Origin of the sequence: Bacillus sp. AR2-1, assembly GCF_008368755.1 — a bacterium.
GTDB classification, from domain to species: domain Bacteria; phylum Bacillota; class Bacilli; order Bacillales; family Bacillaceae_G; genus Bacillus_A; species Bacillus_A wiedmannii.
Window position 1 is genome coordinate 63,443 of the sequence record NZ_QORY01000007.1, and the last position, 26,875, is coordinate 90,317.

Consider the following 26,875-nt stretch of genomic DNA (forward strand, 5'->3'; position numbering starts at 1 on the left):
TCACACTCCTCTCTTTCTTATCTGTATGACAAGAGAAAAATGAGTGTTACAAGTTAACTAGCCTATAGTTTGACGGAAGATGTATGAGTTATCAACACGTCTGTTAACACATCTCTGAGTAACTCTGGCATATAATATTGTTTGTCAGAAAGTGTGGATAGCTCTGGGTATAAGTATCCGAATGTAAACATATCAATCGTTCCTACCGTATATATACGATCTAATTCCAGCGATTCCCCGTTAATCAATACATCTTCCAGTAAAATTTTATTCCCAGGAATCATATCTGGAATGAATTCGACACCAGCGTAAATCATTTTCCCCATCACTTTTCCACGAAATCCGAATCCTTTTACCTCAAGGTTCTCCATATTCGGGCGACATGCTTTCAAAATAACTTCTCTTAACGTTTTCCCCGGCACTTTTAATAAACATGGATTAATTGGATGTGGACAAATTCTGTGAATATCTCCGCGCGTCACAACACCTTCATTTAATCCCTCTAATAGCACACCAGCGTTCACCATTCCAATTTCTGCACCGCACCACGTTTTCAGCGCATTTGCTAACATGTGCGAAAATGCCGTCTCATGAAACCAATCGACTGGTAAAGATTCCTTTAAATGAACGACAGGCTCTGCCATAATCTGTTTACTTTCTTCCTGCAGCAATTCAATTGTGGATAACGTTTTGCTATAAGCACCTAAACGTTCTGTCTTAATCGCTCTACCGTCCTTTTTCAACAGCTTCTTCGTCTCTTTATCCACAGTAAGCTGAACGTGCCCAACGTAACGTCCCCACTTTTCACAACAACAAAGTAAAGTATTATTCATAAGAATGCCACGCTCAAATAAATGGTGCGTATGTGCACCTAAAATAACATCTATATCATAATGCTCTGCCATATACTCATCCATGCTTTTTCCAAGATGAGAAAGGACAACCGTAATATGAGCCTCATCTCGCACTTCTTCTAAAATAGACTCTAAATGGATAAGCGGATCTTCAATATGCCAATCGAGCATATGATAAAACTCTGGATACGCTACTGTTAATCCGATAAAGGCAATCGTAATTCCATCTGTCGTTGTATGTAATTTATAAGGCTTTGCCCACGCTGGACGTACCCCTTCTTTTTCAAATAAATTCGCAACGAGCACCTCAAATCCAGCAGCATCATATAGACGATTCAAATGCTCCTTCGCTAACGTAATTCCTTCATTATTTCCGATCGTTACATAATCATATAACGCCTCATTCAAAAGCTTCGTATTGCCAAGTCCATTCGTCGCTTCCGAAATACTATGAAAACGATCCACATGATCGCCGATATCAACCGTCAAAACGGTCTCTCCCGCTTCCTGTCTTCGCTTTTTCTCCCCTTGTACAAACCGAGAAATTTGCGGCCAATTTTCAAAATGACTATGTATATCGTTTGTATGATAAAGGTGGATGATTGTTTCTTTATTTATATTCAGAGAAAAAACCTCCTCTCAGTTCCTTACTGCCATTTACGCTACACGTACGCAATAATCCTGTAAATACTTTTCGTCTTTTCTTGCTATTTTACATTGTACTCGCATTATAAGAAAAAGCAAAAGATTGTCCTTTTTGATAAGAAAACTTTTTCTAGTGTGTGGAAGGGTTTTAGATGATTGAACGGGGGATTTGTTGGGGTTCCGGGGATTTGTCAAAAAGTTTAACAGAGAGTTCGGTAGGTGGGCTTCAATTGAATTTTCCAATAGATTGTCAGTGGATTTGTCAGTATCTTTGCCTTACTTCCAGTCGGTCTCTTTTCCTACAACATGTTGTGGGGTATATACGGAATTTCTTTTGTCTTACTTTGTCGATAAGTCGATATCCCTTGTCGAATCGTCGATATATTGCAATAATCGCCGATATATTCGGAGTTATGGTCGATTTATTTGAATAATCGCTGATATATTTCAATGCATACTAGATGGGGTATCATCCGGAAAATATACCTTGTAACACGACATATGTCGTGTTACAATCTCACCATAAGGTGGTGAACCATAAAATGGATAAAGAGATATTAAAAGGAAGTATTGATATTTTACTGCTCTCCATCATTAAACAGCACGATACGTACGGATATGAAATTATTCAAAAGCTAAAAGAAAACAGCAATGATCTATACACGATGAGCCAAGGTACACTCTATCCAGCACTTAAGCGCTTGGAACAAAAGGATTTAATCAATTCCTACTGGGGTGAATCTGAAACTGGTATGAAACGAAAATTTTATCACATTACTACGAACGGCAAGAAAATTTTAGAAGAAAAACTAACAGCGTGGGATTCAGTTACAGCTCTTATTAAAACTTGTCAGAAAGGAGCTTTAAATTAATGACGATTGAAAAATACATAAAGAGTATCGTTCAAAAAACAAACCTCTCGCAACCTGATAGAGACGAACTTTACTTCGAAATTTACGATCATCTTACAAGTTTAAAACAAGAATTTCTCGATCAAGGAAAATCTGAAGAAGAAGCTACTACATTAGCCATTCAAAACTTCGGAGAAGCCTCTACTTTAGGAACTGAAATTGAAAAAGCGATGCAATCTTCTACGCAAAAATATGTACAGTGGATTGGTTGGGGATTATTTTTACCGTATTCATTTGTTTTATTATTTAAACTGTTGCTCGGTAGGCAAGCTTTTTACTTTGGTAATCTGAAGTACTTCTTTGAAACAGGTGACTGGCATTCTATACACGGTGGGTTAATAAACTTAATTCCACTCAAAAGTACAATCAGCTATCTAAGTGGATTCGATCCTACACATTTACTAGATCCTTATAATATAGAAATCGTACTTATGAATACATTAGGGAACGTCATCATATTTATCCCATTCGGATTCCTTCTGCCGTTATTATTTAAACAAATAAACAATGTAAAAATGGCATCAAAAATTTTCATTAAGTTTATTTTATTAATTGAATCATTACAACTCCTTACTTTTACTGGTGTTTTCGATATTGATGACATCATATTGAATATGCTAGGTGCTTTAATTGGATATGGTTCGTTCATTGGGATGAAACATATTTGGGAGCGTATTAAATCTGTGGATAAGGTGGATACGATTTAGGTTCGGGGTATACAGCCTGTTCTTCCTGTCGTAATTTGTTGATAAGTCGATATATTTAGTTAAACACCGACTGGATATCCCAGCCTGCCCTGAACTGACCTAAACTGAACCCAATCAAGCACAACATAAAAAAGCGCCCTGCATAGCAGGGCGCTTTCTTCATACATATATTAACCAATAGAACCTTCCATCTCAAACTTGATCAGGCGGTTCATTTCAACTGCGTATTCCATTGGAAGTTCGCGAGTGAATGGCTCGATGAAGCCCATTACGATCATTTCTGTAGCTTCTTGCTCAGAAATACCGCGGCTCATTAGGTAGAATAATTGTTCTTCTGATACTTTCGATACTTTCGCTTCGTGTTCAAGTGAAACGTAATCGTTTTTGATTTCGTTGTAAGGAATTGTATCAGATGTAGATTGGTTATCCATGATTAACGTGTCACACTCGATGTTAGAGCGAGAGTTTTTCGCTTTTGGTCCGAATTGTACGATACCACGGTAAGTTACTTTACCACCATGCTTCGCAATCGATTTAGAAACGATTGTTGAAGACGTGTTTGGTGCTAAGTGAATCATTTTCGCACCAGCATCTTGGTGTTGGCCTTTACCAGCAATCGCAATAGATAATGTTAAACCACGAGCGCCTTCGCCTTTTAAGATAACTGCTGGGTATTTCATCGTTAATTTAGATCCGATGTTACCGTCAATCCATTCCATCGTTGCGTTTTCTTCACAAACCGCACGTTTTGTAACTAGGTTGTATACGTTGTTCGCCCAGTTTTGGATTGTTGTATAACGGCAATATGCATCTTTCTTAATGATGATTTCTACTACCGCACTGTGAAGTGAGTTAGTCGTGTAAACAGGTGCTGTACAACCTTCTACGTAGTGTACGTGTGCGCCTTCGTCTACGATGATAAGCGTACGCTCGAATTGTCCCATATTTTCAGAGTTAATACGGAAGTACGCTTGAAGTGGTGTATCCACTTTAATACCTTTTGGAACGTAGATGAATGATCCACCAGACCAAACTGCAGAGTTTAATGCAGAGAATTTGTTGTCTGTTGGTGGGATTACTTTTCCGAAATGCTCACGGAAAATATCTTCGTTCTCTTTTAATGCGCTATCTGTATCTTTGAAGACGATTCCTAGAGCTTCTAGGTCTTCTTTCATGTTGTGGTATACAACTTCAGATTCGTACTGTGCAGATACACCAGCTAAATATTTTTGCTCAGCTTCAGGAATACCTAATTTATCAAATGTCGCTTTAATTTCCTCAGGTACTTCATCCCAAGACTTCTCAGATTTCTCAGATGGTTTTACGTAGTACGTAATTTCATCGAAATCTAAGTCGTTTAAGTCGCCGCCCCATTGTGGCATTGGCATTTCATAGAACTTATCCAGTGATTTTAAACGGAAGTCTAACATCCACTGTGGTTCTTCTTTCATACGTGAAATCTCTTCAACGATTTCTTTTGTTAAACCGCGTCCAGCACGGAAAATCGAAACGTCTTTGTCTTTGAAACCATATTTATAATCGCCGATATCTGGCAGTTGCTTCGCCATGTTGGTGTGTCCCTCCTTAGATAACCTCGTTTTTAGGAACCTTTAACATTACTTATCTTCGTTTAAGCCCTTTTCTAACGCTTTCCACGCTAATGTTGCACATTTAATACGTGCAGGGAACTTGCATACGCCTTGTAATGCTTCAATATCTCCTAAATCAATGCTGTCATCGTACTCTTTTCCTAGCATCATGTCAGAGAAAATTTTAGAAAGCTGAAGTGCCTCTTCAATTTTCTTACCTTTTACTGCTTGTGTCATCATCGAAGCTGAAGACATTGAGATAGAACACCCTTCTCCTTCAAACTTCGCCTCTTGTACAATACCTTCTTCTACTTTCATCGTAAGTTGAATACGATCGCCGCAAGTTGGATTGTTCAAGTTAACAGTAACACTATCTTCTAACACGCCATTGTTACGAGGATTCTTATAATGATCCATAATAACTTGACGGTATAACGTATCTAAATTATTAAATGACATTTGTGAAATACTCCTTTGTCTTGATTAGTGATTCAACAAATGTATCAATTTCTTCTTTTGTATTATATAAATAGAAGCTCGCACGTGCTGTAGAAGAAGCTTTCAGCCACTTCATAAGCGGTTGTGCACAGTGGTGTCCTGCGCGAACCGCAATGCCTTCTACATCTAATACAGTTGCTACATCATGAGGATGTACGTCTTCAATATTAAATGTAACAAGACCAGCGCGATGCTTTGGACCATAAATTGTAACGCCATCTACTTCTGATAGTCTTTCTAAAGCATATTGCGCTAATTCATGTTCATGCTTTTCAATATTATGAAGACCGATTTCTTCTAGGAAATCAATTGCCGCACCAAGTCCGATTGCATTACCGATAATCGGTGTACCTGCTTCAAACTTCCACGGAAGCTCTTTCCAAGTAGATTCTTGTAAATCTACGAAATCAATCATTTCACCGCCAAATTCAATTGGCTCCATATTGTTCAGCAATTCTTTTTTACCATATAATACGCCGATACCTGTAGGTCCGCACATCTTATGAGCAGATAATGCGTAGAAATCACAGTTTAAATCTTGTACATCCACTTTCATATGAGGTGCACTTTGTGCTCCATCAACGATCATGATTGCACCGTTTTCATGTGCAATTGCTCCGATTTCTTTTACAGGGTTAATCGTTCCAAGTACGTTTGATACTTGCATAATAGAAACGATTTTTGTATTCGGTGTAACTGTTTGACGAACATCTTCTAAAGAAATTGTACCGTCTGGTTGAAGCGGAAGGTATTTTAAAGTTGCACCAGTTTTCTTCGCAACTTGTTGCCACGGAATGATGTTACTATGGTGTTCCATGTAAGAAATAACGATTTCATCGCCTTCTTTTACATTTTCAAGACCATAGCTAGCCGCTACTGTATTTAATGCAGTTGTCGTTCCGCGCGTGAAAATAATCTCTTCCATTGATTTCGCGTTAATAAACTTGCGAACTTTCTCGCGTGCACCTTCATACGCGTCGGTAGCTTTCGTACCGAGCGTATGAACACCGCGATGCACGTTAGAATTATATTCTTTATAGTAACGTTCTAACGTTTCAATGACTTGAATTGGTTTTTGAGAAGTTGCTGCACTATCGAAATATACAAGTTGTTTGCCGTTCACTTTTTGATCAAGAATTGGAAACTGTTTGCGTATTTCATGAATATTCATTAGCGAACTTTCCTTTCAATTACCTCGACAAGCTGTGCCTTTACTCCTTCAATTGGAAGCTCATTTACTACAGGTGCTAAGAATCCATGGATGACTAAACGTTCTGCTTCGCGTTTTGGAATACCACGGCTCATCAAGTAGTATAATTGGTACGGATCTACGCGGCCTACTGAAGCTGCGTGACCTGCCATTACATCATCTTCGTCGATTAAAAGAATTGGGTTTGCATCACCGCGAGCTTTTTCATCTAACATAAGAACGCGAGAAGATTGTTGTGCATTTGATTTAGATGCACCATGTTCAATCTTACCAATTCCGTTAAAGATAGATGTTGCACTATCTTTTTGTACACCGTGTTTTAAAATCCAACCTTCAGAGTGTTTACCGAAGTGAACAACTTTAGTTGTAAAGTTTTGTGTTTGGTTACCACGACCAATTGTTACTGTTTTTGTATCAGCATATGATCCGTCGCCCATTAAATTCGTAACGTTCTCTGAAATTGTGTTTCCGTCATTCATAAGGCCTAGAGCCCAATCAATGCGGCCGTCGCGTCCAACAACACCGCGGCGGTTAACGTAAGTTGTTACGTCTTTTGCTAATAGATCAACCGCACCAAATTTCACTTGTGCGCCTTGTTCCACGATTACTTCTGCTACGATATTTGCAATACCTTTAGCGTTTTCATTTGCAACGTAGTTTTCTACATAAGTTGCAGTACTGTTCGCATCAGCTACGAATAATACGTGGTTATATACGTTAGCTTCTTCGCCGTCTACTAAGAATACAGCTTGAAGTGGAGTTTCAAGAACAACGTTTTTCGGAACATATACAAATGCACCGCCGTTGATTAATGCAGCATGAAGTGCAGTTAAACGATGCTCGTCTACCTTCACGCCGTCTTTCATTAAATACTTTTGTAATAGTTCAGCATGCTCTGTTGCAGCTGTTACGATGTCTGTAAAAATAACACCTTTTTCTTTTGCTTCGTCTGCTAAAGAAACGAATGCAGTTGTACCAGTACGTTGTACTAATACGCTGTTATTTTCATCGATTAAGTTTTTCACTGCTTCTGGAAGCTCTGTTAAAGAACTTACAGGCTCTTGCTTAGCAGTGTCGCCTTTTCCGATAAAGTCCCATTTTTCAATTTTCGTTTTATCAGGCGTTGGCATTGGAAGTTCAGTTGCTTGTGCAAGAGCTTGTAAGCGGAACTCAGTCAACCAAGCAGCTTCGTTTACTTCGCTTGCGCGCTGACGGATTGTTTCTTGATCGAAAGGTAATGTACCGATTGTCATGTTTATGCTCCTCTCTTACGCTTCTTGCTCTGCTGTTTCGTCTTCAATACCTAATTCTTTTTTAATCCAGTCGTAACCTTCAGCTTCTAGACGTTGTGCAAGCTCAGGGCCACCAGATTTAACGATACGACCGTTCATCATAACGTGAACGAAGTCTGGAGTGATGTAGTTTAATAAACGTTGGTAATGCGTAATCATTAGGCAACCGAACTCTTCGCCACGCATTTGGTTAATACCTTTAGATACAACTTTTAATGCATCGATATCAAGACCTGAGTCGATTTCATCTAAGATTGCGATTTTTGGCTCAATCATCATTAATTGAAGAATTTCGTTACGTTTTTTCTCTCCACCAGAGAAACCTTCGTTTAAGTAACGTTGTGCCATTTCTGGATCCATTTCTAGGAATTCCATGTTTTTATCTAAAGTACGGATAAATTTCATAAGAGAAATTTCATCGCCTTCTTCACGACGTGCGTTAATTGCAGAACGTAAGAAGTCAGCGTTTGTTACTCCGCTAATTTCACTTGGATATTGCATTGCTAGAAATAGACCTGCTTGTGCTCGCTCATCTACTTCCATTTCTAATACATCTTCACCGTCGATGATGATGCTACCTTCTGTTACTTCATATTTTGGGTGACCCATAATTGCAGAAGATAAAGTTGATTTACCTGTTCCGTTAGGTCCCATAATTGCGTGGATTTCTCCACCTTTTACTTCAAGGTTTACACCTTTTAAAATTTCTTTACCGTCGATTGATACGTGTAAGTCTTTAACCGTTAATGTAGAACCAGCCATCTCAATACCTCCATTAATCCTCTATATACATTTTAAAAATTCCTAAAACGTTCATATTCTCATTTTATTCTCATTCTAATTTTATATCAAATAAAATGATATCGCAAACGACGAAAAAAAGTAACAATTTTTTCACAAATGTATATAAGTATTTCCCTTGCATCTTTATATGATACACCTTTCTTCTTATTTATATAAAGAAAAAAGGACTGGTAATTTTCCAGTCCTTCCCTTATATTTATTCACTTACCGGAAGTACAGCACCTTTATATTCTTTATTAATAAAATCTTGAATTTCTTTTGAATGCAGTACTTCTACTAGTTCTTTAATTTCTTTTTTCTTCTCGTCACCTTTACGAACTGCAATAATATTTGCATACGGAGAGTCTGATCCTTCAATCGCAATTGCATCCTTTGTTGGATTTAATTTCGCATCAATTGCGTAGTTTGAATTAATGAATAAAGCATCACCTTCATTATTTTCATATAGCTTCGGTGAAAGTCCCGGTTCTACATCTGTTTTAAACTTTAAGTTTTTCGGATTTTCTACAACATCTTTTACTGTTGCTTTAACAACATCTACACCGTCTTTTAATTTAATAACGCCACCTTTTTGTAACAATGCGAGCATACGGCCACGCTCCGCTACGTTATTACTCATAATAACTGTTCCGCCATCTGGCAATTCTTTTAAACTTTTATACTTCTTAGAATAAATGCCCATTGGCTCTAAATGGATTTTTCCTGCGTTTACAATTTTATATCCCTTTTCTTGAATTTCTTTATCTAAGTAAGGAATGTGTTGGAAGTAGTTCGCATCAATTTCCTTATCCGCTAACGCTTTATTCGGCAAAACATAATCCTGGAACTTTTTAATCTCTAATTTAATGCCCTTTTTCTCTAGTATCGGCTGTGCCTTTTCTAAAATAACAGCATGTGGCACGTTAGAAGCTCCCACAACAAGCTTATTCTCTTCTTCCCCTCCGCAAGCAGCTAATGTAAATACAGACAGTGCTGTAACAACTGACAATAGAATCTTTTTCATATGATGTCCCCTTCTCCCCTATAGTTATGTAGTTATAAAAAAGGCTGGCATACACCAGCTCTTTTCAGCAATTATTCTTTTACAGGAACAACCGCTCCTTTATATTCTTTATTAATAAAGTCTTCGATTTCTTTAGAATGCAATACTTCTACAAGCTCTTTAATCCCTTTTTTATCTTTATCACCTTTACGAACCACTAATACGTTTGTGTATGGAGAATCATCACCTTCAATTGCAATTGCATCTTTTTCTGGATTTAATTTCGCATCAATTGCATAGTTCGAGTTAATTAAAACAGCGTCGCCTTCTTTATTGTTATACACTTGTGGTAACAAACCAGGCTCGATATCCGTTTTGAACTTTAAGTTTTTCGGATTATCTGCAATATCTTTTGGAGTTGCACTAACTGGATCTACTCCGTCTTTAATTTTTAAAATGCCTTCTTTTTGTAAAATTGCTAAACCACGTCCATGGTCAGTAACGGAATTACTCATAATAATTGTCGCCCCGTCTGGAAGTTCTTTTAAACTCTTATATTTTTGAGAATATACACCAATTGGTTCCAAGTGAATTTTCCCTGCTATTTCAAAATCATATTTTTTATCTTTCATTTCTTTTTCTAAATACGGAATATGCTGGAAGTAGTTTGCATCTAAATCCTTATCCGCTAACGATTTATTTGGTAACACGTAATCTTGGAACTTTTTCACTTCTAATTCAATTCCTTTTTTCTCAAGTAACGGTTTTGCCTTTTCTAAAATTTCAGCGTGCGGCACGTTAGAAGCCCCCACAACTAGTTTCTTTTCATCTTTATCTTTCCCGCCACAAGCAGCTAACCCAAAAATAGAAGTTGAAATAAGTGCTGTAAGTAATAATTTTTTCATTTGAAACATCCTCCTGTTTTTTTATTATCGTTTATCTATTCGAGTCGTTACACTATCACCAATCCACTGAATGAAAAATACCACTAGTAATACACAAATTGTCGCAACGATTGTTACATCGTTATTTCCTCGCTGGAATCCTTCTAAATAAGCAAGTGTTCCAAGGCCACCAGCACCAACAACCCCCGCCATTGCTGTATAGCCTACTAAAGCGATTGTTGTAACCGTAATACCAGATACTAATGCTGGTAACGATTCTGGAATTAATACTTTCAAAATAATAGTGCTTGTTTTTGCTCCCATTGCTTTTGAAGCTTCAATTACACCTTTATCAATTTCGCGAAGTGCAATTTCAACCATTCTCGCGTAAAACGGTGCCGCTCCAATAATTAAAGCTGGCAGTGCTGCACTCGCTCCAAGAATTGTTCCAAGCAGAATCTTTGTGAATGGGATTAATAAAATGATTAAAATGATGAATGGTATCGAGCGGAAAATGTTTACGAACGCTCCAATCGCCGTGTTAACCGATTTGTTTTCCCATAAATTATCTTTCGCTGTCATAAAGAGTAACAATCCTAAAATTAGTCCTAAAACAAATGTGGCAAGAGCTGCGATTGCCGTCATATATAACGTTTCACCAGTTGCTTCTAACATTTGATTCCAATCAATATTTGTGAGTAACTTATCCATGTGCAATCACCTCCAGCTCTACTTGATCTTGATGTATTCCCTCTATTGCTTGCTGAATCGCTGTTTCCTCACCATTTAAATGAATAACTAAACTACCGTAAGAGCCGTTATTTGTTTGGGCGATGTTTCCTTGCAAAATGCTAACTTCTATATCACTGCGTTGCATTAATCTTTGAAGTACTGGTCTTTCTACAGCTTCACCGATAAACTGCAAACGAACTACTTTACCATCTGGATACTTTTCAATTAAACTTTCAATCGTTTCATTTGTATCTTCAGAATCCGTTAACTGCTGTACAAATCGCTTTGTAATGTCTTTCTGCGGATTGCGGAATACATCAAGTACTGGACCCGTTTCTACAATCTTCCCTTTCTCCATTACCGCCACTCGATTACAAATCTTTCGAATCACGTGCATCTCGTGTGTAATGAGTACAATTGTTAAACCGAGACGCTTATTAATATCTAATAATAAATCTAAAATTTGATCTGTCGTTTCTGGATCAAGAGCTGATGTCGCTTCATCACATAAAAGCACTTGTGGATTGTTAGCTAATGCTCTTGCAATACCAACGCGTTGCTTTTGTCCTCCGCTCAGCTGAGATGGATACGCGTCCCCTCTTCCTTCTAATCCAACAAGATGAATTAACTCATCCACTCGTTTTCTTCTCTTCGCCTTATCAACACCTGCAATTTCAAGTGGGAACTCGATATTTTCGCGTACAGTTCGTGACCAAAGTAAGTTGAAGTGCTGAAAAATCATTCCGATTTCTTGCCTTGCCTTACGAAGTTCACTCCCTGTAATTGCTGAAATCACACGATTTGCAATTGTAATTTGGCCAGAAGTTGGTTTCTCTAACTGATTGAATAATCTGATTAAAGAACTTTTCCCAGCGCCACTATATCCGATTACACCAAATATTTCACCTTTGTCTATTTTTAAATTGGCATTATCTACAGCAGTGACATCACCGCTTTTTGCTTTATATATTTTCTTTACATTTTCTAACAAGATCATGATGTTCACCCCTTTTTTTGTTTAAAAAGCGTAAGCGGCTCGTTTAGAACAAGAGGACGCCCGAATCCCTGACGTAGAGGCGCTTTTTGCCTCATAGGAAGGGATGAAACGACCGACTGTTCTAGCCGCTGAAGCTAGATTTTTGGTCGACTCCGCAATTTTTTATTTTTAATGCGTGTAGTCCACCGTTATCACTACTTTTATTGTTTGAATGTCCTCCACATTCAAACAATAAAAAAACCTTTCCGCTTTAGAGAAGCAGAAAGGTTTATATGCGTATATAACAACATTATCCCTCTCTCTCATCTCTCAAAGCATTTGCTTTGCAGGAATTGGCACCATTTCAACATAAGTTGACGGTTGCCGGGCTTCACAGGGCACAGTCCCTCCACCTCTCTTGATAAGAGAAATCAGATTACATTTTCGTCTGATTTGTAATTTATGAAATTGTCTATATTTTATGAATTGAATTGTATCAATATCCACACACCATGTCAACAGAAATTTTCGTAAAAAATGAAACTTCAGAATTTTAAGCACCTACTGACATCGGTTTACATATATGGAACATCGATTCAACTAATAGCATCGTTCGATACGTTCCCGAATATTGTACACGTCCATCGTTCATTAGCATTTGCAATCGTACATTTCCGTTCACCAATTGTTTTACATCTTCCTCATCTACACAAACGATTTGCTCCGTTCCTCTTTCCTCATGTAGCAGCTCTATATAATCTCTTGAAATTTGTAACGAACAACTTTCATCTCCAAAGCGGAAATTAACAGTTTTTTCTCCTTGTCTTAAAAGCGGCTCTAAATGATATTGACCATTAGCGTAATTTACAAATGATTGCAGCAAAGAATATAATTTCACCCTAAATCACATCCTTCATATCACTTTCTATTACACATACCATTCCCTCTCACTAAAGAGCAATCCTGTTACTTTCGCTCGACAAATACTGTAACCACCCTGCATCTCGACATATTTCCCGAGAAATATGTCGAGGCGGCAAAAACTTTGCCGCCTACTTTAATTCCGTATATAAATATTCAACCGAATGAAATGCATATATCTTCTTCATGAGTGTCCCATTTTCAAAAACAAGTAAACACGGTACACTTTCGATTCCATACTCTTTCGCTAAATGCGGAGCATAATTTAAATCTAACATTCCAATTTGGAGGTCTTCAATTGTCATCTCAACAACTGTTAACATCTTTTTTGCTAATTGGCATGTTCCACACATTGGAGTATATACATATAACACTGTTTTTTCTTCGTTCTCTATTAGGGCTGTAGCTTCGGCTCCTGTCCAATCAATCACTTCTATCATTCCTTACCGTAAATATTCTGTATAAACGTCAATGTCAGCTCCCCATAATACATTTGCTAAGTGTGAAGATGGCGCAGTTGCCACTTCTCGGTACGAGCGATCAATGTAAATATGCTCTGCTTGCGGAAATTCTTTTCGAAATTGCTTCCTTAACTTTTCTCCAGCATCATCAGCATCCACTAGTACATACACTTCCTTATCAAAAAACTGATCAATGAGCTCATCCATTTTCGATAAACCAATTGTACCATTTGTACAAACAATTTCCACCGGTTCACGAATAATAGATTCAATCTTTCTTCTATCTGATTTACCTTCTACAATAATGACTTTTTCTACATAAATCATATGTCATCACCCGATCACCATATACTATACAACCTTTAACTTAGTATATAGTATATTCGTTATTTTCATGTTGTTTCCTGTTTATTTTTGCAAAAGAAAAGCGGAAGTGGCTTGCTCAGAACAAGAGGACATTGGAACTCCTGAACTAGAGGCGCTTTTTGCCTCAAGTGAAGGAGTGAAATGACCGACTGTTCTAGCCGCTGGAGCTGGATCACAAAGAAAAGCGGAAGCGGCTCGTTCAGATTGTGAGGGGGATGGAGCTTCTGACGTAAAGGCGCTTTTTGCCTTGTAGGAAGAAGCGAAGCCACCGAACAATCTAGCCGCTGGAGCTGGACAATAAAGAAAAGCGGAACCGACTGTTTAACCCTGTTGGCTAAGGTTCTTTCGCACAGAAGACGCTTTTTGTCTTCTCGTGCGGAAGGTTCTTAGACATGAAGGGCTAGGAGGTGGAGCTGGACAATGAAAAGCGCAAGCGGCTCGTTCAGAACAAGAGGGCATTGGAACTCTTGAACTAGAGGCGCTTTTTGCCTCAAGTGAAAGAGTGAAATGACCGACTGTTCTAGCCGCTGGAGCTGGACAATAAAAAATTAAACGAAATAGTTTTTTCAAAAAACGTTCTCCTACACGATAATTAGTATATGATTCTACGTTCATTATTTTACACAAAATAAAAAAGGACAGCACAAAGGCTGTCCTTTAGTCGACTATAATTAGTCTTGGTTTGTCATTTCTGCATATTTTTCTGCAGTTAATAACTTCTCAACTTGGCTTGCATCAGAAAGTTCAACTTTAACCATCCATGCACCCTCGTATGGAGATTCGTTAACAAGTTCTGGTTGGTCACTTAATTCTTCGTTTACTGCTACAACTTTACCACTTACAGGTGCGTATAACTCAGAAACTGTTTTAACAGATTCTACGCTTCCGAATGGCTCGTCAGCTTCGATTGTTGCACCTACTTCAGGAAGTTCAACGAATACGATATCGCCTAGCTCACCTTGTGCAAAGTGAGTAATACCGATAACAACTTCATTACCTTCAGTTTTTACCCATTCGTGTTCTTCAGAGTAACGTAAATTATTTGGAATGCTCATGACTGTACCTCCAGTGAATGTATTAATTATGTAAAAATACCTTATTGGTACTTTTTCCACACACTTTCAAACTGCTCTTCGTTAAAACCAAGTGTTACATTCGTTCCATTTGTTACGATTGGACGTTTAATCAACATGCCATCAGATGCTAAAAGTTCGTACATTTCGTCTTCACTTGCATCCTTTAACTTATCTTTCAGACCAAGTTCGCGGTAACGCATTCCACTTGTATTAAAGAATTTTTTTAATGGTAATTCACTTTTTTCATGTAAATTACGTAAATCTTCTTTTGATGGTGGATTTTCAACAATATGAATCATCTCATATGCTACATCGTTTGCCTCAAACCATTTCTTTGCTTTTTGACATGTGCCACACTTTGGATATGAATAAAATGTTACTGTCATAAATTCACCTACTTTTTTACTAACCTTTACCTTTATCATATAGAAAACGTTTTATTATTTCAAACGATTATTCGCTAAACTTTTACTTATTTCGTGATAAATTTTAATAATCCTGCGAATTTTCCTTATTTTCCCGCCATTTGTTAAGAAAAAATAAATATATATTTTTTTAGATTCTTCTCTCATCACTCGCCGAACATATATCTTAAACAAACGTTTGATTAACTCCCTATTTTTCTTTGCTAACTCTTGGGCTACATCGGTTTCTTCCTACCGAACATACATCTTAAACAAACGTTTGATTAATTCCACATTTTTCTTTGTTAACCCTTGAATTGCATCGGTTTCTTCCTACCGAACATACATCTTAAACAAACGTTTGATTAGCTCCCTATTTTTCTTTTCTAACCCTTGGGCTGCATCGGTTTCTTCCTACCGAACATACATCTCAAACCAACATTTATTTAACCATTTCATCCTATAGTCACAAAACCTGGAAACACTTTACATGACAAAGATGTACAGATAAAAGGAACTAACGATTTTGACCGTAATAGTGAGAGTATGCCATGATGTTGAAGAAATTACTGCAAATAAAAAAGACGCATTTAAATGGATGCGTCTTTTTGCGATGTTTCTTTTGTGAAATCATATAAAGCAATTGCGCCTAAAATAACCAATATACTTTCAGGGGCATCTAACAAAATAGTTTTCCAAGTGTCTGATATTAACCATTTAATACCTGCCGTTGATTCAAGATATGCTTGAAAATAACCGATTGTAAACTCAATTACAAATAAACATACAAGTAATGTTAGACCCATTCGAATTAATTTCTTATTTGTAAACATGTAACACCTCTCAAAATTAATTGGGTATTTCTGATTTCAGTTCGTTACATACAAAAATCCTTATATTTAATTTTAACATACGAAAATATCCAAATAAATACAATATGCATACTTGCATATTTCTTGCATATTGAGGAATTACTGTTAATAAAAAGGCCCTACTAGTGTAGGAGAAAATAGCTTTAGCAATCCCAACAAGTAATCGCATAAATAACGAAATCATTTGAACCACTATATAGACAATCCCAGCCCTTGAAATAAGGGGAAATCCCTGTTCCTGGCTACCTACCATAATGAATAGCCCGCCGCATAACGCTACAGCGGATGCGATAGAACCAACAGGTAAGAAATTACTGCAAAGAAAAAGCCATGTATACACATGACTTTCATAGCATAATCACTTCTATATTCAATACAAATTAAAGTGAATTATATTTCTTTACTTTTAAAGGAATAGATATTACATATAAATCTATAGCATAAGTAATAATCAAACTCCCTTTTCCTTCATCAGCAAATTTTGCTTGCTGAAACTTTTCTTTTCCCCCATCTCTTTGGAAGCCATTCAAATCCTAAGAACATAATACTAGTCCTCTACTTATTAACTTAACTACTTTTCTTTTTTCCATGATATTTCAAATTCTCCACCATGTTCTTCTGTTATAATTTTAACTTTATATGTATCATCTTTAGACACTTTAATATTATTTTTACTGTTTCCACTAGTAACTTCCAGTATTGTATTATCATTTGAATCTAAAACATAAGCCTTTATGGTTCCTTGCTTAGTTTTATCATCAAAAGAGAATGCCCAACTTTCACCTTTTTTTACATTCATATCTTGAGTTGCAAAACCAGTGAATTTTTTATACTTCCCATCTATACTATTTGAACCTCCATAAACTTTACCACCAACAATCGTTCCCTCTCTTGTAAAACAACCACTAAGAACCACCAAACATAGAACAAATAATAGTGTGTTTTTAATAGTTTTCAACATCATTCCCCCTTATCCTCACAATAAATATCCTCTTATTTACATTTTTTCTTTCATAAAGAAAAATGGACCTATGACCCAGTAAATAACATGATGAATGTTGACAATCCCCTTGTTAGAGTATCATATAAAAAATAAAAAGGAGTAATAAGCAATGAATATTAAAATAGTGGATATATCAGACAAATTATTAGATGGATATAAAGTTTTAGTTCAAGTAGATAGCAATCAATTTATCGCTGAGTGGGATGGCGATAAGCCAGAAAAACACGAAAACTATAATGTAGAAATACATATAGATAATGAATTTATATGGAATACAAATATAACCCTTTCAGATAAAAATGCAAATGCAATAATTCAGAATAGTAAAGGCTTTAAAGTAATTGCTAAGCTAGATTATAACAGTGAGGATAGCTTAGCAACACTAAATATCTACGATAGTATAATACTAATTGATGTAGAAGGAATCGAGCAAGATATAGCAAATGAATGGGTAGAAATGCAGTGCACTTCAATTAAGATATTTAATACTAATTTTTAACAGAAACCCATTACATAACTATGGCATAGTCGTTATGATGTAGTGAGATATAGAAAGAGTAAACGATTATATAAATAAACATGTTTATATGCCTATGAATATCCTACTGCAATTCCTGCTCAAGCAGACATCACTAACCATACCGTAGCCACTCATAACCGCAAGTCCAGTCTCAACAGGAACGATTATTGGCCATACTGAAGCTAAAACTGCTTGCATGCCCACAAACCAATACCAATCGCAAAGGGAGATGTGGAACTAACATTATTACCCCTTGATAAAACGAGCTAATACTGGATGCGCTTCATTAAAACTTTATAATTAAATCTGCAATAGCTGATATAAAATTATAAATCGGTATCATTACAGCAGCGAATGCATCTGGCATACATTGTAAAGCTTTCGTGAGCTTCTCAATCACATTGTTATATGCTTCTACATAAAAAAATAAGAAGCCTCGTTTACAGGCTTCTTCATCATCTATTCAAATAATCGGCAATTGTTTGAAATACGACGATATACATATTATGAATACTTTCTTCAGTATTGCCACCATTGGACAAACCGACTGCCCATTGTTGTCCTTCACCACTTCCGATATTTGCAAAGCCTTGCGTATACATAGCATTTACATCTTTTCGTGCACTGTTATACTCTATCCCCTTTGTAATAAACGTTGAATATGATTTATCTTGCAAACCGATAAAAAATACTGGTTTCTTTAGCGATGAAAATACATTTTTATACTGCTCTGTTGAGGCTTCTTGAAAGTGATCTTTCATTATTAAAAAACCATCCACTTCCTTAGATTTCTTTTCCAGTTCCTCTAACTTTGTTTCCTCAAACTTTATATTCCTAAACGTATCTTTCGGCTTTTCTCCAATAACTCCAATTACGAGTGCTCTTCCGTTATATTCTAATTTCTCTCCTTCTTTATCCTTTGCACACCCCGCACTGACTAGGCATATCAATATAAAAAATAAGAAATACGATAAACGCTTCATTTAGCACCCTCCCCTTCTTTTAAGTCAAGTGACAAAAACGTAAGGTGAATTCAAGAAAATGTAAGTAAAATCGATAGCTCAAATGACGTTTCTATATTATAATCAATTGAATTTATTTACATTACTAAACATAGGAGATTATCATGAAGAAATTTAAACTTTCATCTTTTCTTCCGTTAAGTTATATACTTCTACTCGTACTCGTAAGTCCCCTTTACGATGTATTAAATAAATCTACTGTACACGCAGTAGATGTCACAACTGTAGTAGATGATTGGATTCCATTTGTGAAAGCATTTATTATTCCTTATTTACTTTGGTTTCCTTACTTATACGGCGCACTTATTTATTATTGCTTTGCGAATCGAAAACAATATTATGTCACTTTAAGTAGTATAATTCTTGGAAAACTTGCTTGTTTTTCTATTTATTATTTTTGGCAGACAACTGTACCACGTCCAACAGTCGTTGGATCCGACGTATTTTCTGAACTAGTCCGCTATATTTATAGTATCGACCAACCGGTAAACTGTTTCCCTAGCATTCACGTTCTTACTACCTTTGTGATTATGCTAGCTGCCTTTAAACGTAGAGAACAACATGCTTTTGAATATTATATTCTTACCTTCTTCGGTACGCTTATTATTTTATCAACGCTATTTACGAAGCAACACGCATTTGTAGACGCCATTTCTGGAATGACGCTTGCAAGCATACTTTACTTCGGCGTTCAGCTTTTATTAGCAAAAGAAACTGTACGTGTTCCAGTAAAACAAAATCACAAAATGTAAAAAGCAGACTGTGGCTTCCAGTCTGCTTTTCTCTATATAAAAGGAGATTTTCAATTTAAGATTGCGGTACAGTCATATCACCAGAGTGAATACGACCTGCTTTTTTAAGAGCAATGTAAAGTATATAAGAAACAGCTACTGGAATGATGATATAAGTGATTACCATCGCTGGGACAACTTCCCATCCTTCGCTAGAAATTAAATTAATTGGTGCGATAAGAGAACTTAATCCAAGACCTGCAATTTCTTTTCCTGCTTCTAGTTGGAAAATTAATGCGGATACTGGACCAACTATAGCACTGGCGACGACAGTTGGGACGAGAATCATTGGATTTTTAGTGATATTTGGCAACTGTACTTTCGGAGTACAAAGCGCTTGAGCTAATATGCCGCCTAAATTATTTTCTTTCGCTGAGATTACAGAGAATCCGATAAACTGAGCAACGCAGCCTGCAAGAGCAGCACCACCTGCAACACCGTCTAAGCTAAGTGCGATCGCTAACGCAGCTGATGAAGCTGGAGAGATAAGTAATAGTCCCCAAACGACTGCAATAACAATAGAAGCGATGAACGGGCTACCAGCTGAGCTATCTTTAATGAATGCTCCAATTGTATTTAAAACAGGAGTAATATTATGAGACAACCAAATACCAACTAAACCAGAACCTAATATTGCCGCAAATGGAACGAGCATCATATCTAACGCAGTTTTTCCACTTAAACGTTTACCAATATATACAGCTAAAGTTGCTGTTAATAATGCACCGATTGGCTCACCTGTTTTAATAATTAGACCTGCTTCAGTAATTGAAATGGATCCAGCACCAATCGCTCCAGCTACCATAGCCGAGAAGATTACAAGACCATTTGCACCGAGCATAAAGGCAATTCCGGCACCAATGGCTGGTGCCATAAGCGATTTTGCAACAACTCCGATTGTAATAAGCAATGGAATATCAACAATTCTTCCTATATTTTCGATTAGTAAACCAATTCCAAGGGATACGAAAATACCTTGTGCGATTCCAGCAGATGCTTTAAATACACGAGACATTATATATTCCTTCATTTGTTTCACCTTCTCCTATAAGTTAGTAACCAATTGTTTTCATATAATCACGTAAAATATCGTTTGATTTTGCGAATCGAGATTCTTCATCCTCTGTTAAGTTTAGTTCTACAATTTCTTTTATACCATCTCTAGTAATAATAGCTGGCACTCCTGTACAAATATCATACTCACCGTACTCCCCATCTAAAATAGCTGATACAGCAATGACACGGTAATCATCGTTAAAGATTGAGCTCGCAATATATGCTAGAGAATTTCCGATTCCGTAATAAGTAGTACCTTTTCGTTTATAAATTTCCCATCCAGCTTTTGCAGTCTTCTCAACAATTTCATCTAAATCTATTTCACCAAATCGGTCTTTTTTCTCTTCTAAAATTTGTAGAATCGGCTTTCCGCCAACAGTTACGTGAGACCAAGCAACCATTTGAGAATCACCATGTTCTCCTAGAGAATACCCATGAATACTACGAGGATCTACATGTAACATTTCAGATAAAATTGTTCTTAAGCGAGAAGAATCTAGTGATGTACCAGTACCGATCACACGATTTCTAGGTAATCCAGATAATTTCCACACTTGATATGTAATAATATCAACTGGGTTTGATGCAAGTAAGAAAATACCATCAAATCCACTTTCCATTACGCCGCCAACAATACTTTCCATAATCTTCGCACTCGCTCCTAAAGTATCTAAGCGACTTTGTCCAGGTTTTGGTGCTGGTCCTGCTGTAATAATAACGATGTCCATATCTTTGCAGTCTTCATAGCTTCCTGCATATACTTTTGTTCTTGTATTTGTAAAGTTAATGCAGTGTGATAAATCCATTGCTTCCCCAACTGCACGTTCATGATTTATATCAATTAATAATAGTTCTTCGCAAATGCCTTGATTTACAATGGAATATGCACAACTTGATCCAACTAATCCAGTACCGATAATTGCAATTTTTCTTGTATTTCTTTTCATAGCAATCTCTCCTAATTGATCATATAATCTATTTCTTTTGTTCTTTACACTCCTCATTATATAGATTCCCACGATATAAACCATGGATACTTTGTGAAATATTGAGCAAACTTTTGTCCTTTTTGTGAATTGTTATATTCCATTTTCGCCATATTTGTTACAACTTAAAAAATATTTATTATATATTTATTGACATGCCCAAAACAAAAAAACGAGCGACTTCATTCGCTCGTTTCTTCATCCCATTATTCCGCACTTAATTGACCTTTTAATTGCTGTACAACCATTGGGTTAGCAGGTGCAGCTGGCTTATAATAACTCTTTTGCTTTGCGTACTCATACATATTACGTTGACGCATCTCATCCTGATTACGAATTTGGATTAACGTTTGATGTAACTGTTCATTATCAGACTGAGAAATATAATTTGCATAACTTGTTAAACTTGCATTCAATCCTGCTAAATAATCATTTACCATATCTTTTTCATTCATCTGTCGCTTCCTCCTATCCTAGAAAAGTCATCAATTGCTGTTTCGTATTTCGTGCATCTTGTGCATCCTTTTGTAGCATTTGTTTCAGTTGTGGATCTGTACAAGCCTGTGCGTACTGGTCTAACTTATTAATAATTGTTGCATGTCCACCAATTAAATGGCGTAAGTTTTCTACTTCAAGCTCTGTTAAATTTTGCATAGAATACTCCTACCTTTCTTCATACATTCTCCTTTAGTATTCTGTTCTTTTGAAATCATATACACTAAAAAACCTTAGAATTTCTCCTAAGGTTGCTGACTGTCTCTCTTCTTATTCAATCTTTTATTACATGTAATCCTTTAATAAACGTTTCCAATAATACATGTAAACTTATATCCAAATCTAACGGTAGACCAAATCCCCCTTGCTGTTCAATCGACGCAAACCCGTGACAAATACTTCTGAATCCACGCGTCGCATGAAGTGCATTCTCTCCTTCTAAGCCGTATTGTTGTAAAACATGAAGACAAAGCTTTACAATTCCGTCACCTGCTTTTCTTACTTCTTCATCTCGTAAAAAAGTTGCTTCATACAGTCCAGGATGTTTGCGTACGAATGCTACATACGCTTCTCCCAAAGCATGAATTGCTTCATCCATCCGTTTACCCTCGGCCGCTTCTTCCAGTCTGTTATACAGCTGTTTGATTCCGTAAATGCCAAGATTTTTCCGTACATCTTGTAAACCTTTCACATGATTGTATAGCGAGGGGGAACGTACCCCTAATGTTTGCGCTAATGAAGCTAACGTTACTTCTTGTATTCCATTTGTATCTGCAATTTCTGCTGCTGTTTCTACAATTTTCTGTAATGTAAGTCCGATTCTTGGTGACATAAATTAACCCTCTTTTCTACTTTCTATATTCCGCTTAGCTTCCTTAATAGCATGTTTTATGACAGTACCTGGATTCTTTATCATTTTCCCATGTCCTGCCGCAAGTAAGGAAGGCTCATATTCGCTTAGCTTCTCTGCACTTTGTAATGATATTTCTTTGCTCCACGTTGCCATTGCAGGAAACGGAAACCAAAATTTCATTTGTCCCGAAACAGCCATACCTCCTCTTGTTTGGAAGGCATCCCCGACAATAAGAGCTTTATTTCGTACATCAAGAAGCGACATGGAGCCTGGCGTATGTCCCGGCGTCATAATCGCAAGAAGCGATCCAACTCGGTCGCCATCTTCCAATAAAACATCAGGTACCGTTTTTACCTTTTTAGGTACACCGCCTTTTATCGGTATATTCGGTTCATCCTTTTGTAACGTCGTATCTCCTTCTAAAAGCTTTGCGTCCCGCTTAGAAATATAGACTGGAACATTAGGAAGCACTTCCTTTAATGCGTCTAATGCACCGATGTGATCATCATGCGCATGTGTTAATACAATATTCGTAATTGGTTTCCCTATTTTTTCAGCCGCCTGTAAAATACCTTTTGCGCTATATGGCAAAGCCGCATCAATTAAAGTTAAACCATCTTCTTCCTCGACAAAGTAACAATTCACAGGAAACACTCTTGGCAAAAATGACAATTGATATACCGTTTTTTCATGTATCACTCTCATATTTCCAGCTCCCTTTTCACGAAAACTAATACCATTAGTTTCATTATACTAATGGTATTAGTTTTTTGTCACTAAAATTTTCATTTTTGCAAAAAAAAAAGAAAAGTAGCCGTTTATACGACTACTTTTCTTTACAGCTATTAAACTGTGTAACGCTCATCTTCTAAAATTTTCGCAGCGATTTCACGTTTCTTCGGAATTACGTTAAGTGGTGTGTGGCGAGTTAATTTACGTAATGATGATAACATCATGCGCAGCATGTCGCCGTTTTCAACTGCGATAAGTGTTTCTTTCGCATCTGCTTCGATTTCGTTGAACGCCTCTTGGCAGAATACTTCAGTGTATAACACTTTTTGTTTATTCTTTTCAAGACCAGTTGTTTTAATTGCCTTTTCTGTACGAAGAACAGCTGACTCCATTGCGTATAGGTTGCTTACGATGTCAGCGATATTCACAAGAATTTCTTGCTCTTTATCTAATGCTTTACCGTATTTTTGAGCAGCTAATCCAGCTACCATTAAGCCGATTTTCTTCGCGTTAGTTACTAAATATTTTTGAAGTGCTAATGGCTCATCGCCTACTTCTTCTGGCATCATCATCATTAACTCTTCTTGTAATTTTTGTGCTTTTTGAAGAAGTGGTAATTCACCTTTCATCGCTTTACGTAAGAACGTACCTGGTACGATTAGGCGGTTAATTTCGTTCGTTCCTTCGAAAATACGGTTAATACGAGAATCGCGGTACATTCTTTCAATCTCATACTCTGCCATAAATCCGTAACCACCGTGAATTTGAACACCTTCATCAACTGTATAATCTAGTACTTCAGAACCGAATACTTTATTTAAAGAACACTCGATTGCATATTCAGCGATAGAAGCTGCTACTGCTTTACCGTCCTTTACTTCCTCTTCAGATAATGTGCTCATGCGGCTTTCGAATAAACCTACTGTACGGTATACAGAGCTTTCAGCTGCATATGTTTTCGCTGCCATATTCGCAAGTTTCTCTTGAATTAATGGGAAGCGAGCGATTGGTTGTTTGAACTGTTGACGTTGGTTTGCATATTGTGCTGAAATTTCTACTGCACGTTTCGCAGATCCAACTGTACCAACACCTAATTTATAACGGCCGATATTTAAAATGTTGAACGCGATAATATGACCTTTACCGATTTCACCAAGTAAGTTTTCTTTCGGTACTAATGCATCTTCTAAAATTAACGTACGAGTTGAAGAACATTTAATACCCATTTTCTTTTCTTCTGGGCTTGTAGATACGCCAGCATATTCTTTCTCTACGATAAATGCTGAGAAGTGCTCTCCATCAATTTTTGCATATACGATAAATACGTCAGCGAATGCAGAGTTTGTAATCCATTGTTTTTCACCATTTAATACGTAATGTGTACCTTCTGCATTTAAACGTGCAGTTGTTTTCGCACCTAATGCATCAGACCCTGAACCTGGCTCTGTTAATGCGTATGCCGCTAATTTTTCACCAGTTGCAAGTAATGGTAAATACTTTTTCTTTTGCTCTTCATTACCGAATAACACGATTGGTAATGATCCGATACCTACGTGAGCACCGTGAGTAATTGCAAAACCACCAGCGCGCGAGAATTTCTCTGCGATTAACGCTGAGCTTACTTTATCAAGGCCAATTCCGCCGTACTCTTCTGGTACGTCAGCGCCTAATAAACCAAGTTCCCCAGCTTCTTTTAAAAGACGAACAGAACGATCAAACTCGTGTTGCTCTAAATATTCAAGCTCTGGAAGAACTTCATTTACGATAAAGTCCTCTGTCGTTTTTGCAATCATTTTATGCTCAGATGAAAAATCCTCTGGCGTAAACACTTGATCAATCGTAATCTCATCAACTAAAAAGCTACCGCCTTTAACCGCATTTCCTACTGTTTTTTCCATGAAAATTTCCTCCTTCATATTTTCATAAGCAGCTTCTTTCTTTTTGAAAGAAGCTGGCTCTCAATTTTATTTTTTATAAACCTTTGTTGCTTCCATTCTTTGTATTGGCGGCGTCTCATTTTGAGCGAGCCGCTTCCACTTTTTTTATAGTAATTCAAACACTCCTGCTGCTCCCATTCCGCCGCCGATACACATTGTTACGATACCGAATTGTTGGTTGCGGCGTTTCATTTCGTGAATAAGAGATAGTGTTAGTTTTGCTCCTGTACAGCCAAGTGGATGTCCAAGTGCTATTGCACCGCCATTTACGTTTACTTTTTCTTCATCTAAACCAAGCTCACGAATAACTTGGATCGATTGAGAAGCGAATGCTTCATTTAGTTCGAATAGGCCAATATCAGATAGCTCTAAACCAGCTAATTTTAATGCCTTTGGAATTGCAGCGATTGGGCCAATTCCCATTACTTCTGGTGGTACACCAGCTACTGCAAATGAACGGAATTTCGCAAGTGGTTTCATGCCATCACTCACTGCTTTTTCACGATCCATTAATAGTACAGATGCTGCACCGTCACTCATTTGTGAAGAGTTACCAGCTGTTACAGAACCGCGAACGTTAAATGCTGGACGTAATTTACCTAAAATGTCTAGCGACGTTTCTGCTCTTACACCTTCGTCTTGTGCGAAAATGATTGTTTCTTCTTGCAGTTTATTGTTTGATCCAACCGTACGTAACGTTACATCTACAGATACTGTTTCATCAGCAAAGTTCCCTGCAGCTAATGCTTTCGCAGCACGTTGATGACTTCTTACTGCAAATGCATCTTGTTCTTCACGAGAAATTCCATATTTCACAGCAACTTGCTCTGCTGTATGTCCCATACCCATATAATATTCTGGAGCTGCTTCAACAAGGCGACTATTTGGACGAACAACGTGTCCCATCATCGGAACTAAACTCATTGATTCCGCTCCGCCTGATAATACAGCTTCCGAGTGACCAAGCATAATACGCTCCGCTCCGTAAGCAATACTTTGTAACCCTGAAGAACAGTAACGGTTAATTGTAATAGCTGGAACATCGTAAGAAAGTCCTGCTAGTCCGCCGATATTACGAGCCATATTTAACCCTTGCTCTGCTTCTGGCATCGCACAACCGAAAATTAAATCATCGATTGGTCCTTCATAATTCGCACGCTTTAATGTTTCCTTTACTACTAACGCCCCTAGATCGTCAGGACGAACTGTTTTTAATGAACCCCTCTTTGCTTTTCCAATTGGTGTTCTTGCTCCCGCAACAATGACAGCTTCTCTCATGAACGATATCTCCCCTCG

General features: G+C 37.2%; 32 protein-coding genes and 1 riboswitch. Of the genes, 4 read left to right on the forward strand and 28 right to left on the reverse strand.

The features are described from left to right. Window positions 1-62: 62 nt before the first annotated feature. Complete coding sequence (locus DT250_RS07120; protein ID WP_370513120.1) at window positions 63-1,478, reverse strand: bifunctional metallophosphatase/5'-nucleotidase; 1,416 nt, start codon at window positions 1,476-1,478, stop codon at window positions 63-65. Between the two features lie 563 nt (window positions 1,479-2,041). Here DT250_RS07120 and DT250_RS07125 point away from each other — a divergent pair. After that, window positions 2,042-2,371 carry a PadR family transcriptional regulator gene (locus DT250_RS07125; RefSeq protein WP_098133972.1) on the forward strand — a complete coding sequence of 110 codons (330 nt, stop codon included), beginning with the start codon at window positions 2,042-2,044 and terminating at the stop codon, window positions 2,369-2,371. After that, window positions 2,371-3,117 (forward strand): VanZ family protein, encoded by a 747-nt coding sequence (locus tag DT250_RS07130; protein WP_098133971.1) that lies wholly within the window; start codon window positions 2,371-2,373, stop codon window positions 3,115-3,117. The genes DT250_RS07125 and DT250_RS07130 overlap by 1 nt, the downstream gene beginning before the upstream one ends. A gap of 170 nt (window positions 3,118-3,287) precedes the next feature. Here DT250_RS07130 and sufB read toward each other — a convergent pair whose 3' ends face one another. From sufB to DT250_RS07225, 17 genes are all read right to left on the reverse strand, one after another. After that, window positions 3,288-4,685 carry a Fe-S cluster assembly protein SufB gene (sufB, locus tag DT250_RS07135; RefSeq protein WP_001118829.1) on the reverse strand — a complete coding sequence of 466 codons (1,398 nt, stop codon included), beginning with the start codon at window positions 4,683-4,685 and terminating at the stop codon, window positions 3,288-3,290. 48 nt (window positions 4,686-4,733) lie between these two features. Then, window positions 4,734-5,165, reverse strand: a complete 432-nt coding sequence (sufU, locus tag DT250_RS07140) for a Fe-S cluster assembly sulfur transfer protein SufU (RefSeq protein ID WP_000009525.1) — start codon at window positions 5,163-5,165, stop codon at window positions 4,734-4,736. Beyond that, complete coding sequence (gene sufS, locus DT250_RS07145) at window positions 5,155-6,375, reverse strand: cysteine desulfurase SufS (RefSeq protein WP_001020765.1); 1,221 nt, start codon at window positions 6,373-6,375, stop codon at window positions 5,155-5,157. The genes sufU and sufS overlap by 11 nt, the downstream gene beginning before the upstream one ends. Then, a complete protein-coding gene (gene sufD / locus DT250_RS07150; RefSeq protein WP_149212849.1) occupies window positions 6,375-7,667 on the reverse strand; it encodes a Fe-S cluster assembly protein SufD in 1,293 nt (430 codons plus the stop codon). Before sufD ends, sufS begins: the two co-directional genes overlap by 1 nt. Before the next feature lie 15 nt (window positions 7,668-7,682). Beyond that, window positions 7,683-8,468, reverse strand: a complete 786-nt coding sequence (gene sufC, locus DT250_RS07155; protein ID WP_000929162.1) for a Fe-S cluster assembly ATPase SufC — start codon at window positions 8,466-8,468, stop codon at window positions 7,683-7,685. Between the two features lie 238 nt (window positions 8,469-8,706). After that, window positions 8,707-9,513 carry a methionine ABC transporter substrate-binding lipoprotein MetQ gene (gene metQ, locus DT250_RS07160; RefSeq protein ID WP_097907384.1) on the reverse strand — a complete coding sequence of 269 codons (807 nt, stop codon included), beginning with the start codon at window positions 9,511-9,513 and terminating at the stop codon, window positions 8,707-8,709. A gap of 71 nt (window positions 9,514-9,584) precedes the next feature. Next, on the reverse strand, window positions 9,585-10,397 hold the full coding sequence (gene metQ, locus DT250_RS07165; protein ID WP_097891388.1) for a methionine ABC transporter substrate-binding lipoprotein MetQ: 813 nt from the start codon (window positions 10,395-10,397) through the stop codon (window positions 9,585-9,587). Between the two features lie 24 nt (window positions 10,398-10,421). Beyond that, on the reverse strand, window positions 10,422-11,087 hold the full coding sequence (locus DT250_RS07170) for a methionine ABC transporter permease (RefSeq protein WP_000359548.1): 666 nt from the start codon (window positions 11,085-11,087) through the stop codon (window positions 10,422-10,424). After that, window positions 11,080-12,105, reverse strand: a complete 1,026-nt coding sequence (locus tag DT250_RS07175) for a methionine ABC transporter ATP-binding protein (RefSeq protein ID WP_088064733.1) — start codon at window positions 12,103-12,105, stop codon at window positions 11,080-11,082. The genes DT250_RS07170 and DT250_RS07175 overlap by 8 nt, the downstream gene beginning before the upstream one ends. 299 nt (window positions 12,106-12,404) lie before the next feature. Further along, window positions 12,405-12,512: riboswitch (SAM riboswitch) on the reverse strand. A 125-nt stretch (window positions 12,513-12,637) separates the two neighbouring features. Then, window positions 12,638-12,982 (reverse strand): hypothetical protein, encoded by a 345-nt coding sequence (locus tag DT250_RS07185; protein WP_000781217.1) that lies wholly within the window; start codon window positions 12,980-12,982, stop codon window positions 12,638-12,640. Between the two features lie 154 nt (window positions 12,983-13,136). Further along, entirely contained in the window at window positions 13,137-13,445 is a 309-nt protein-coding gene (locus tag DT250_RS07190; protein ID WP_076541789.1) for a thioredoxin family protein, read from the reverse strand. 3 nt (window positions 13,446-13,448) lie between these two features. Further along, complete coding sequence (locus DT250_RS07195) at window positions 13,449-13,793, reverse strand: toprim domain-containing protein (RefSeq protein WP_000640866.1); 345 nt, start codon at window positions 13,791-13,793, stop codon at window positions 13,449-13,451. A gap of 710 nt (window positions 13,794-14,503) precedes the next feature. Then, window positions 14,504-14,887, reverse strand: a complete 384-nt coding sequence (gene gcvH / locus DT250_RS07200) for a glycine cleavage system protein GcvH (protein ID WP_000026896.1) — start codon at window positions 14,885-14,887, stop codon at window positions 14,504-14,506. Between the two features lie 41 nt (window positions 14,888-14,928). Continuing rightward, window positions 14,929-15,294, reverse strand: a complete 366-nt coding sequence (locus DT250_RS07205) for an arsenate reductase family protein (RefSeq protein ID WP_000218969.1) — start codon at window positions 15,292-15,294, stop codon at window positions 14,929-14,931. 608 nt (window positions 15,295-15,902) lie between these two features. Then, window positions 15,903-16,145, reverse strand: coding sequence for a DUF3937 family protein (locus DT250_RS07210; RefSeq protein ID WP_141542775.1), 243 nt, complete (start codon window positions 16,143-16,145; stop codon window positions 15,903-15,905). 16 nt (window positions 16,146-16,161) lie between these two features. Then, a complete protein-coding gene (locus DT250_RS32190) occupies window positions 16,162-16,524 on the reverse strand; it encodes a hypothetical protein (protein WP_255450048.1) in 363 nt (120 codons plus the stop codon). 231 nt (window positions 16,525-16,755) lie between these two features. After that, window positions 16,756-17,145, reverse strand: a complete 390-nt coding sequence (locus tag DT250_RS07225) for a hypothetical protein (RefSeq protein WP_137012389.1) — start codon at window positions 17,143-17,145, stop codon at window positions 16,756-16,758. Between the two features lie 151 nt (window positions 17,146-17,296). Between DT250_RS07225 and DT250_RS07230 the strand changes: the two genes are divergently transcribed. Next, complete coding sequence (locus DT250_RS07230; protein ID WP_097891386.1) at window positions 17,297-17,686, forward strand: hypothetical protein; 390 nt, start codon at window positions 17,297-17,299, stop codon at window positions 17,684-17,686. Between the two features lie 307 nt (window positions 17,687-17,993). Here the strand turns inward: DT250_RS07230 and DT250_RS07235 are convergent, their stop codons facing one another. Both DT250_RS07235 and DT250_RS07240 read right to left on the reverse strand, forming a co-directional pair. Next, window positions 17,994-18,107: a tail length tape measure protein gene (locus tag DT250_RS07235; protein ID WP_088064738.1), complete on the reverse strand. Its 114-nt coding sequence runs from the start codon at window positions 18,105-18,107 to the stop codon at window positions 17,994-17,996. A 55-nt stretch (window positions 18,108-18,162) separates the two neighbouring features. Then, complete coding sequence (locus DT250_RS07240; RefSeq protein ID WP_149212850.1) at window positions 18,163-18,690, reverse strand: hypothetical protein; 528 nt, start codon at window positions 18,688-18,690, stop codon at window positions 18,163-18,165. Between the two features lie 143 nt (window positions 18,691-18,833). Here DT250_RS07240 and DT250_RS07245 point away from each other — a divergent pair, with 143 nt between their 5' ends. After that, on the forward strand, window positions 18,834-19,481 hold the full coding sequence (locus tag DT250_RS07245; protein WP_048542336.1) for a phosphatase PAP2 family protein: 648 nt from the start codon (window positions 18,834-18,836) through the stop codon (window positions 19,479-19,481). Between the two features lie 55 nt (window positions 19,482-19,536). On the opposite strand, the gene DT250_RS07250 is transcribed toward DT250_RS07245, so the two are convergent. From DT250_RS07250 to DT250_RS07285, 8 genes are all read right to left on the reverse strand, one after another. Further along, window positions 19,537-20,550, reverse strand: a complete 1,014-nt coding sequence (locus tag DT250_RS07250) for a PTS sugar transporter subunit IIC (RefSeq protein WP_000666174.1) — start codon at window positions 20,548-20,550, stop codon at window positions 19,537-19,539. A gap of 22 nt (window positions 20,551-20,572) precedes the next feature. After that, window positions 20,573-21,523, reverse strand: a complete 951-nt coding sequence (locus DT250_RS07255; protein WP_088608556.1) for an L-lactate dehydrogenase — start codon at window positions 21,521-21,523, stop codon at window positions 20,573-20,575. A 245-nt stretch (window positions 21,524-21,768) separates the two neighbouring features. Further along, window positions 21,769-22,017, reverse strand: a complete 249-nt coding sequence (locus tag DT250_RS07260; protein WP_088608557.1) for a spore coat protein — start codon at window positions 22,015-22,017, stop codon at window positions 21,769-21,771. 13 nt (window positions 22,018-22,030) lie between these two features. Then, window positions 22,031-22,216: a hypothetical protein gene (locus DT250_RS07265; protein ID WP_001180550.1), complete on the reverse strand. Its 186-nt coding sequence runs from the start codon at window positions 22,214-22,216 to the stop codon at window positions 22,031-22,033. Window positions 22,217-22,331: 115 nt separating this feature from the next. After that, window positions 22,332-22,889 (reverse strand): TetR/AcrR family transcriptional regulator, encoded by a 558-nt coding sequence (locus DT250_RS07270; protein ID WP_087986011.1) that lies wholly within the window; start codon window positions 22,887-22,889, stop codon window positions 22,332-22,334. Between the two features lie 3 nt (window positions 22,890-22,892). After that, the gene (locus tag DT250_RS07275) at window positions 22,893-23,615 is read right to left on the reverse strand and encodes an MBL fold metallo-hydrolase (protein WP_088608558.1); all 723 of its coding nucleotides are present in this window, start codon (window positions 23,613-23,615) and stop codon (window positions 22,893-22,895) included. A 140-nt stretch (window positions 23,616-23,755) separates the two neighbouring features. Next, window positions 23,756-25,540 (reverse strand): acyl-CoA dehydrogenase family protein, encoded by a 1,785-nt coding sequence (locus DT250_RS07280; RefSeq protein ID WP_000416287.1) that lies wholly within the window; start codon window positions 25,538-25,540, stop codon window positions 23,756-23,758. Between the two features lie 144 nt (window positions 25,541-25,684). Continuing rightward, window positions 25,685-26,857 carry an acetyl-CoA C-acetyltransferase gene (locus DT250_RS07285; RefSeq protein WP_001206340.1) on the reverse strand — a complete coding sequence of 391 codons (1,173 nt, stop codon included), beginning with the start codon at window positions 26,855-26,857 and terminating at the stop codon, window positions 25,685-25,687. Between the last annotated feature and the right edge of the window lie 18 nt (window positions 26,858-26,875).